This is a genomic window from Eisenbergiella tayi, from assembly GCF_001881565.1.
In the GTDB taxonomy this organism is placed as follows: domain Bacteria; phylum Bacillota; class Clostridia; order Lachnospirales; family Lachnospiraceae; genus Eisenbergiella; species Eisenbergiella tayi.
Genome location: NZ_MPDJ01000008.1, coordinates 235518 through 244646, shown reverse-complemented (window position 1 = coordinate 244646; position 9129 = coordinate 235518). Strand labels below are relative to the sequence as shown.

6 protein-coding genes are annotated in these 9129 nt (G+C 50.8%); 1 reads left to right on the top strand and 5 read right to left on the bottom strand.

What is annotated here, in order from left to right:
• Window positions 1-376: 376 nt before the first annotated feature.
• The 5 genes from BLA28_RS26045 to BLA28_RS26025 all read right to left on the bottom strand — a co-directional run bounded on the left by BLA28_RS26045 (window position 377) and on the right by BLA28_RS26025 (window position 7675).
• On the bottom strand, window positions 377-2386 hold the full coding sequence (locus BLA28_RS26045) for a PAS domain-containing hybrid sensor histidine kinase/response regulator (RefSeq protein WP_071699655.1): 2010 nt from the start codon (window positions 2384-2386) through the stop codon (window positions 377-379).
• 300 nt (window positions 2387-2686) lie between these two features.
• A complete protein-coding gene (locus BLA28_RS26040; RefSeq protein WP_069157069.1) occupies window positions 2687-4435 on the bottom strand; it encodes an alpha amylase N-terminal ig-like domain-containing protein in 1749 nt (582 codons plus the stop codon).
• Window positions 4436-4463: 28 nt separating this feature from the next.
• The gene (locus tag BLA28_RS26035) at window positions 4464-5306 is read right to left on the bottom strand and encodes a sugar ABC transporter permease (protein ID WP_069157068.1); all 843 of its coding nucleotides are present in this window, start codon (window positions 5304-5306) and stop codon (window positions 4464-4466) included.
• Window positions 5303-6268 (bottom strand): carbohydrate ABC transporter permease, encoded by a 966-nt coding sequence (locus BLA28_RS26030; protein WP_081329954.1) that lies wholly within the window; start codon window positions 6266-6268, stop codon window positions 5303-5305. Before BLA28_RS26030 ends, BLA28_RS26035 begins: the two co-directional genes overlap by 4 nt.
• A gap of 84 nt (window positions 6269-6352) precedes the next feature.
• Entirely contained in the window at window positions 6353-7675 is a 1323-nt protein-coding gene (locus BLA28_RS26025) for an extracellular solute-binding protein (RefSeq protein WP_069157067.1), read from the bottom strand.
• A gap of 232 nt (window positions 7676-7907) precedes the next feature.
• Here BLA28_RS26025 and BLA28_RS26020 point away from each other — a divergent pair, with 232 nt between their 5' ends.
• On the top strand, window positions 7908-8927 hold the full coding sequence (locus tag BLA28_RS26020; protein WP_069157066.1) for a LacI family DNA-binding transcriptional regulator: 1020 nt from the start codon (window positions 7908-7910) through the stop codon (window positions 8925-8927).
• Window positions 8928-9129: the final 202 nt, after the last annotated feature.

The following is a 9129-nucleotide window of genomic DNA, read 5'->3' as shown; positions in this document are numbered from 1 at the left end:
AATAGAAATAACCGGGATGTTGATTTTAAGCTCCTGATAATCTGACTGCTTTCCTACCGGAAATACTATAATTCCGTCCACCTTCCGTTCCAACAGATAATTGATACCCTTTATTTCCTCTTCTTTTCTTCCTGTCCCTTATACCCATCTAGATTTTTTTAACACAGGTATCCTGTAAGGGGCGTATAAACTCGCCGGTCCTTAGGCCGCGTACTTTGCGGCCTTAGTACCGCTGCGTGTTTATCCGAGCGAAAGCGTCCCCTGCAAGGATCCCTGCCTGGCCGGCAGCGGGAAGGAGAGGGAGCCGGAGCGAACGGCAGTCCCAAAAGCACTGGCCGGAGGGGACAGGGGCGTGGGCGAAGTTTGGGTTATTACACTACCTCAGCCATCTCTTTAACGTATCCGTAAGATTTCCCACATCGATGGGCTTTGCAATATAATCACTCATTCCGACGCTGCGCGCCTTCCCCATATCCGCGGCAAAGGCATTTGCCGTCAGGGCGATAATAGGTATGCTTCCCGCATCCTCCCGTTCCATTGTGCGGATTGCCCTGGTCGCCTCATATCCGTTCATGACGGGCATCTGCACATCCATCAGGATACAGGCATATGTTCCCGGCGCGGAATTCCCGAACTGCTCCGCGGCATACCGGCCGTTTTCCACAGTATCCACCACAAAGCCCTGCATCTGCAGCAGTTCCTCTGCGATTTCCCTGTTCAGCTCATTATCCTCCACCAGGAGAATCCTTTTTCCTTCAAAAGAGGGATGCCCTTTTTTAAAGGGATGCACCACAGCCGTATCCGTATTCAGAGTCTGGCAGAACAGCTGCAGGACATGAAGCATCTTAGACTTGAAGAGAGGCTTTGTTATAAATGCATCCGCTCCGGCCTTCTTGAATTCTTCTTCAATGTCGGAATAATCATAAGCCGAAATGATGATGATGGGAACGTCAGGACCCAGCTTTTCCCTTATTACCCTGACCGTTTCCAGGCCATCCATTCCCGGCATCTTCCAGTCCAGTATCACGGCAAAAAAATCATCTCCGGTTTCATGTGCCTTCACGATGCAGCAGACGGCCTCCTGCCCGGTAAGCACCCAATATCCCCGCATCCCCAGTTCATTCAGCAGGGCGGAGGCGCTTTCGCATACAATCCGGTCATCATCCACCACAAGAACCGGAAGGCCCTCCAGCCTGCCGTCGCATTCTTCCTCTTCCTCACACAGATCCAGAGGCAGGGAGACCACAAACTGGCTTCCCTCCCCCAGCGTGCTTTCCACCTCAATGGTGCCGTTCATCATGCGCACAATATTGTCCGTAATAGCCATTCCCAGCCCCGTACCCTGGATTTTGCTGATTCTGGAATCCTCCGCACGGGAAAAAGGTTCAAAAATATGGGCTTTGAATTCCTCGGAAATTCCGATTCCATTGTCCGTGATGACAAATTCATACTGTCCCCTGCCCTCCACAACAGATGCCATTTCCCGTATCCGCAGGCTGATAGTTCCTCCCTCCGGCGTATACTTAATGGCGTTGGAAAGCAGGTTCATAAAGATCTGCTGGAGACGCCCCCTGTCTGATACTACCTTCTCATGCTTCACCTGGGCCGCGCTAATCATGAATTCCTGATGCTTTTCCGCAATCAGAGGGCGGCACATATCCATGACATCCTGCAGAAGCTCCGGGAAGGATACGGTTTCACAGGTCAAATCAATTTTTCCGCTCTCAATTTTGGACATATCCAGGACCTCATTGATCAGGTTGAGCAGATGCCTGCTGGATATATTGATCTTCGAAAGACAGTCCTGTACTTTTTCCGGCGTATACAGGTTGGCCTGGGCAATAACGGCCATACCCATAATGGCATTCATCGGCGTCCGGATATCATGGGACATGGAGGAAAGGAAATTGGTCTTGGCCGCATTTGCCACCCTGGCCGCATCATAAGCCTCCTCCAGCGCCTTCCTCTGACGCTTCTGTTCCATGCGTTCGGCCGTCACATCTATACAAAGACTGTAAAAAGAAGGAATATCATCCCAGCTTTCTTCCTCGTCCACATAGCTTAAAGTGAACGTAAGAATCCGTGTGCCGCCGGAACGGGTGATAATACGGAGTTCCTCCACCGTATTCCTCCCGCTCTTTTTCACCTCCTGAAGAATCCCGTCCAACTTATTTTTATCATCAGGATGAATAAAATCATACCGGGAGCCCAATTCTTTCTGAAACTGTTCTCCGGTGTATTCAATCATATCCAGAAAATTGCAGCCGTACCACAGCACAGTACTCATATCCCTGCCGTCCAGACGGAAAATTCCTCCTGGTATGGAGCTCAGAAGAGCATCCCTTTCCTGATCCTTCTGGGCCAGCTTATACTCGGTGCTGAACATGTCATGGGAAAGCTCAATTCTTGCCCGGCGGCCTTCCCAGTTGATTATCCGTGCTCGTTAACGCATGTAGATGGGTATAAGAGACGGGCAAGGATTCCTGTAAAGGCCGTATAAACGCGCAGCGGTACTAACGCTGCACAGGACGCAGCGTAAGGACCGGCGTGTTTATACGGCCTTTACAGGAATCCTTGCAGCGCAGAGGCCGCACAGCAAAACCGAGGGGCACTAGGGACAGCCCGCACAGGGCAGGGGATTCTGACAGGTCGGGAAGCGGAACTTTATTGCTTAAAAAGAATAATTTTATCGCATTAGTAATATGATAAAGCCGTTTTGGGTTAGCATGTGGGATAGTGCTCCTTTGAGGAGGAGGATCTGTCCGCCTTGAAGGAAGGGGTCTGTGTCTGCGGGGGCTTCTCCTAGGTGGATTATTATGCGTATGGTGTGTGCGCCGTATCGTTCGAAGACCAGAAGGCGGTCTTTGTGTCCGGCGTGGATTGTACGCCAACCGTCTTCAGGTGATATCCAGTCTTTGCGGATGCGAAGGACTTCTTTTACGAAGGTTTCGGAATCGGTGTGATTTTGTTTCCAGGGCATGGCTTGTCTGTATTCTGATTCGCGGATGCCGGTGAGTTTCTTTTCATCTCCGTAGAAAATGCTTGGTACGCCGGGGGCCATGCAGAGGTAGAGGAAGGCTGTCTGCCAACGGTCGTAGTCGTCTTTGCATAATCCCAGGAAACGCGCTACGTCATGGCTGTCCAGCAGGTTGAGCTGTGCGGCGGTCACCTGGAAGGGGTAGCGGAGCTGCATGTCGGTCATTGCCCATAGGAATTCATCCGCGGCTGTTTTTTCCAGGGCAAAAAAATCCCTGCAGTGTTTTCTGAAATCGTAGTTCATGACGGAATCGAACATATCGCCTTTCAGCCAGTCCTGTGCGTTTTCCCAGACCTCCCCGATCAGAACGGCATTTGGATCCGCCTGGCGGACGGCTGAACGGAAAGTGCGCCAGAAGTTTTTATCCACTTCGTTTGCTACATCCAGACGCCAGCCGTCTACATGGAATGTTTCGATCCAATAGCGTCCTACTTTGGCAAAGTATTTCTGTACCTCGGGATTTGCGGTGTTGAGCTTCGGCATTTTGGGTTCATAGGCAAAGCAGGCATAGCCGGGTGTTTCACCTTCTTCCGGGCGTTCCACGGGAAAGGAAAGTTCGTAAAACCAGTCCGTATAGGGGGATTTTTCTCCATTTTTGACTACATCGTCAAAGGGAGGGAAATACCAGCTGGAGTGGTTGAACACGCCGTCAATGATAATGTGCATCCCTCTTTCATGAACGGCTTCTGTCAGGGCCAGGAAATCTTCATCCGTCCCCATGCAGGGATCCACATGGAAATAATCCACTATGTCGTATTTGTGGTATTCTCCGGCCTGAAAAACCGGGTTCAGATACAGGCAGGTAAATCCCAGTTCCTGAATGTAATCCAGATTTTCCATAATGCCCTTTATGGTGCCGCCCAGACGGCTCCTGCTTACCGTGCCATGAGGTGCCTGCTGTTCCTTCTGCCCGCAGGTAAGGCACCTTTTTCCGTCTGCAAAGCTGTCCGGGAAAATGTTATAGACAACGGCATTGAGAAACCACTCCGGGGCTTTTACGATTTCCGAGCGCAGGATATAGGGGTACTGGTAGTATTCACTTCTTCCTTCGACCACAAAGCCGTCGTCCATTATCAGATCCGGCATATCCTGATGGAAGGCGTCGGCATAATACCAGACGTGCTCCTCTCCCTTTTCCAGCCCGAAATAATAGCAGATCCGGCTGGGACACGGGCTGATGGTCACTTCATAGAAATCAAATAATTCATCACTATAACGCTTCTGCATCCTTTCCGATGTAAAGCGGACCGGTGATTCGGGACAGGCTCTGTCCCCATAAAAAAGCGTGCACGAATCCAGGTCCCCCTTGGCCGCCCTCAGCCGGACTGTGAATGTATCCTCCGACCGGGCAAACGCGAACTGGGACGCCGGGATGTGCGCAACCGCACTTCTGTTCATTTTATATTCTCCTATCTTTTTCCTTTTTTCAGCCCTTTACACCGCCTGCGGTCAGTCCTGACACCATATACTTCTGTATACAGAAGAAAATGATCAGAATCGGCACCGATACTAAAATGGCGGCTGCCGAAAACAGCGGCCAGCTGCGGCTGTAATCGTTTGCCTGGAGCTGATACAGCCCGCCTGCCAGCGTATAGCTCTCTTCCCTGAGCATAAAGGTGGTGGCAAACAGGTATTCATTCCAGACGAAAATCAATACCATAACCGCCGTCACGATAATGGCCGGACGGGCCAGCGGCAGTATGATTTTCGCTATCAGCGTCAGATTGCCCGCCCCGTCAATTTTGGACGCTTCTTCAATCTCAATGGGAATGGAGTCAAAATATCCCTTCATATTCCAGATGGAAAAAATACACATGCTCCCGGAATAGATAAAAATCAGTCCTGCATGGGAATTGAGGAGGTTCAGCAGCTTAAACAGCCTGAAGATGGCGAACATGGACAATATCTGAGGGAAGGCGTTGAGCAGAAGCAGTATCTGCATGGCGGCCGCCCTGCCGGGAAAACGGAACCTGGAAAAAGCATAGGAAGCCGTAACGCTTGTTCCCATGGCGAGCACCATCGTTCCCACGCTCAGTACAACAGAGTTGTAAAGCCATTTCAAAAAAGGCTTTTCCACAAGAATAGTCCGGTAATTGTCCAGTGTGTATTTTTCAGGCAGAATGGAAAGCCCTGTGGTCAGCGCCCCACTCCCGCTGCTGACGGAAAGCAGGAATGCATAGAGGATAGGCACAAGGCCGATCAGGCAGATACTGATGAAAAATAAGTTTAACGCCGCAAGGCCGAGCGTTCTTTTGACAGACCGTTTCATACCTTTTCCTCCTTCTGTATCCTGTTTGTCCAGAAGGAAAACAGGATAATGATGATAAAAATGATCATGGAAACAGCGGCGGATAATCCGTAATTATTGGATACAAACGCATTCTGATGAGCATAGGTGATGATGGTCTGCAGGGTGGACCCGGTCACGGAACCCTTCTGCATGGTGAGAAGATAGATGATATCAAACTGCTTGAAGGTGATAAAGGTCGTCATAATCACCGCAGGCGCCATAATTTTCCTTAAGGAAGGGATGGTGATATACCTGTTCTTCTGCCACAGATTGGCGCCGTCCAGCACGGCACTCTCATACATGCTCTGATCTATGCTCTGCAGCGCCCCGTCCATCATCAGAATCATATAGGGAAGCGACATCCATAGGTTTAAAACCATACAGGAAATAAAAGCCGGCACATTTCTGGATAGAAAGTCCACTTTATCAAATCCGAAGGCCACCAGAAGTTTATTCAGGAGCCCGAATTCCGTATTATACATTCCTACGCGCCATACCAGAATGGAAACGTAAGCCGGCATCGCCCATGGAAAAATAAGCAGCGTCTTGTAGATACGCCGTGCTTTCAGCCCCTTTGTATTGAGGGCCACGGCAAGCACGTAGGCGATCGCCATATCCAGCGCCATATTGACAGCTGTCCACAGAATCGTCGTCCCAAGGGCAGTCAGGAAACCGGAATCCACCTTCAAAAGGGCCCTTGTATAATTTTGTGCACCGATCAGGGAATAGTCCGTCCAATGATAAAGATTCATATTGGTAAAGGAAATATACCCCGTATAAAGGATGGGGAACAGCACAATCATGGCAATCAGTATCATGGCCGGAAGGCTGTAGCCCCACGGCCGCACCAGTTTTTTCCAGGTATTTCCGTGTTTTCCGGTAATGCCTTGTTTTCCCGGAAGCCCCTGCTTCCCCTGAACACTTTGCTTCCCTTTCTTCACTTTTTTCTCTTCCCTTCTGTTTGGTGTTCCGGCCGGCCATCACCGGCCGGATACTTCAGGAAAAGCGCAAAGACGCCTTCCTGCTTATTTCATATCCTGGATAGCGGTCAAAGCCTCCTTCTGGTATTTCTCAGCCGCCGTATCCACATCCTCACCGGATTTGTTGACCGCAGCGAGCAGGGATTCCGCAGGCCCCCACATCACGCTCATCTCCGGTATGTTCGGCATGGGCACCGCTTTTTCGGCGCTCTTCTTCATGGCGAGTATCATCTCATTGGACGCCACGTCCGGATCGTCATAGGCCCTGCTGTTAGCCGGCGCACAGTTGAAGCCCTTTGCCAGCGTAACTCCGGCCTCAGTCCCGGCAAGGACCTCCAGTACCTTCTCAACCGCCTCTTTCTTATTTTCAGCCGCATATTTCAGGACACCGATACACTGAACCCCGGAATAGGGAATCATCGGATTGCCATCCGGCAGCGTAAAATCAGTCAGGGCCTTGATTCCCAAATCAATACCCGCTTCTTTGATTCCGGATACCAGCCAGGGCCCGCCTATGATAGCCGCCGCTTTTCCTTCATTAAATAAAGCGGTGACCGTATTGTAATCCCCGTCGGCCTGGAGCATGGCGAATTTCTTATTATAGGTGATGGCATCCTTCGTTTCCTGCGCATTCAGGCCCGGGTTCCCGTCTTTATCGATCACATAGCCGCCAAAGCCGTTGATAAAAGGCGCCACATTATAGGTATTGGAATGCTGGTTCACCAACGCATAGGTCCCGGCCGCCGTATCTGTGTGGGCTTCCATATAATCATAGAGCTCCTCTGTAGTGGAAGGTACCTCACCCTCCCACAGTGCCTTGTTATACATAAACAGCACGGTTTCGTAATATACCGGCATCAGGTACTGCTCTCCCTTGTAGGTTGCGGCCTCTATGGTCATGGGAATCAGATCCGCTTCCTTTTCCGCGCTGATCAAGTTTCCCACCGGCTCCAGGATTCCCATTTCCGCAAAGCTTCCCAGGGAATCATGGGCGAACAAATACATATCGGGGCCGTTCTCCGCATCCGTCCCATACAGCCTGATCTGACTGCTCACATCGCTTTTCTTTTCAAACTTCAGCGTGATATTATCTCCCGCAAGCGCTTCATTCACCACATCCGCAAGCGCATTCATCATCGCTTCATCGTTGTCATGCCATGCGGTGAGGGTGACCGCCCCGCCAGGCTCCTGCTGCCCGGACGCCTCTTCCTGTGAAGGCTCCTCCGTCTGTGCCGAAGCCTCGGTCTGTCCGGCCGCCGTATCTTTTGGCTGCGTATTCTCCGTTCCTGTCTGCGTTTTCTGACCACAGCCTGCAAGCAGCCCTGCCGCCATCACTCCGGTCAGAAGATAACACAATGTCTTTTTCATTCTATGTCCTCCTTTTTACGAAACCGCTTTCCTAATTAAAATAAACTGTTTTCTCCGGCAAATCCCTGAAAAGCTATAATTTGTCCCAAATAATGGTGCGCACCATTTATTTAACTCATTTATACCATTTATCAGTCCCTTTTTCTATCGTTTTCAGAAAACTCCGTTGACTTTGTTAGGAAACCGCTATACTATAAATTTAAAGTTATCACTTTTTCACAAGGAGGAGCCCATGCCTGTAACAATCCGTGATGTCGCAAAGGAAGCCGGTGTTTCCACCTCCACCGTTTCCAAGGTGCTCAACAACTGGAGTTCCATTTCTCCCGGAACCTGCGACCGGGTACATGAAGCCATCAAAAAGCTGCATTATACGCCCAATGCCAGGGCCGTCAGCTTTGCCAAAGGAGCTTCCCATAACATCCTCTTCTTATCCAGCCTGAAAAAAGAAGAGGCCTACCGCAACCCGCATATGTTTGACATTTTATGCGGAGTCCGCCGCACGCTGGCGGATAACGGATACACACTGATGCTGACGGATTTACCCGATACGCCGGATCCGCAGGAATATCTCACCGGGCTGATTGTGAACGGGATCGCCGACGGCATCCTCATCCACGGTTCCTGTTCCTTTCCCCAGCTCGCCAGACTGCTTACGGAAAACCGTTTTCCCCACATCCACATCGGCCATCCCGGCCCCGGGAGCCGCATGTGCTGGATCGATACGAACAACGGCCTGGCCGGACAGTTTGCCGCCCAGCACATGCTGGAATGCGGCTATGAAAAAGTCGCCTTCATCGGCGAACGGAAGACCGATCACATTTCCACCCAGCGCCTGAACGGTTTCCTGGGCGGCATGTATGATTACGGTTACCGGATACCTGACGAATATATCCGTTACACGGATTCCACCCGGGAAGACGCCTGCCGCCAAACGCATCAACTTCTCTCACTGCCCGTACCTCCCCGAGCCATCATCTGTGAAAACAATATGCTCGCCCTGGGAGTTGTCAAAGCCCTCCATGAAAGACAGCTGCACATTCCCGATGAGGCCGCCTTCCTGACCTTCGACAGCTATCCCTATTCCTCCATCATCGATCCGGTACCGACAGTCATTGATATCGACGTTTATGATCTGGGCGTCCAGGCCGCCGAAATGCTGCTGCGCAAACTAAAAAACCCTTCTCTGCTCGTACAAACCTACACCACCCTGCCAGTACTCAGACAAGGCCAGTCCACCGCCCCGATACACTAATATACGCCGGTACACTAATAAGTACCAATACACTAATAAACACCAGTACACTAATAAACACCAGTATACTAATAAGCCCCCGCACCTCTTCTCTTTTCCGACATGCCAAAAAGCCCGGGATCCCTGTTTTTCTGCTCCCTATCGGAAGGCAAAAGATAAACAGATAATTCCCGGGTTTACTTTTATCGATTCTGATAAACTA

Coding starts and splice junctions, on each gene's coding strand:
- BLA28_RS26025 (WP_069157067.1), bottom strand. CDS start 7,675: ATGAAAAAGACATTGTGTTATCTTCTGACCGGAGTGATGGCGGCAGGG.
- BLA28_RS26020 (WP_069157066.1), top strand. CDS start 7,908: ATGCCTGTAACAATCCGTGATGTCGCAAAGGAAGCCGGTGTTTCCACC.
- BLA28_RS26035 (WP_069157068.1), bottom strand. CDS start 5,306: ATGAAACGGTCTGTCAAAAGAACGCTCGGCCTTGCGGCGTTAAACTTA.
- BLA28_RS26045 (WP_071699655.1), bottom strand. CDS start 2,386: ATGTTCAGCACCGAGTATAAGCTGGCCCAGAAGGATCAGGAAAGGGAT.
- BLA28_RS26040 (WP_069157069.1), bottom strand. CDS start 4,435: ATGAACAGAAGTGCGGTTGCGCACATCCCGGCGTCCCAGTTCGCGTTT.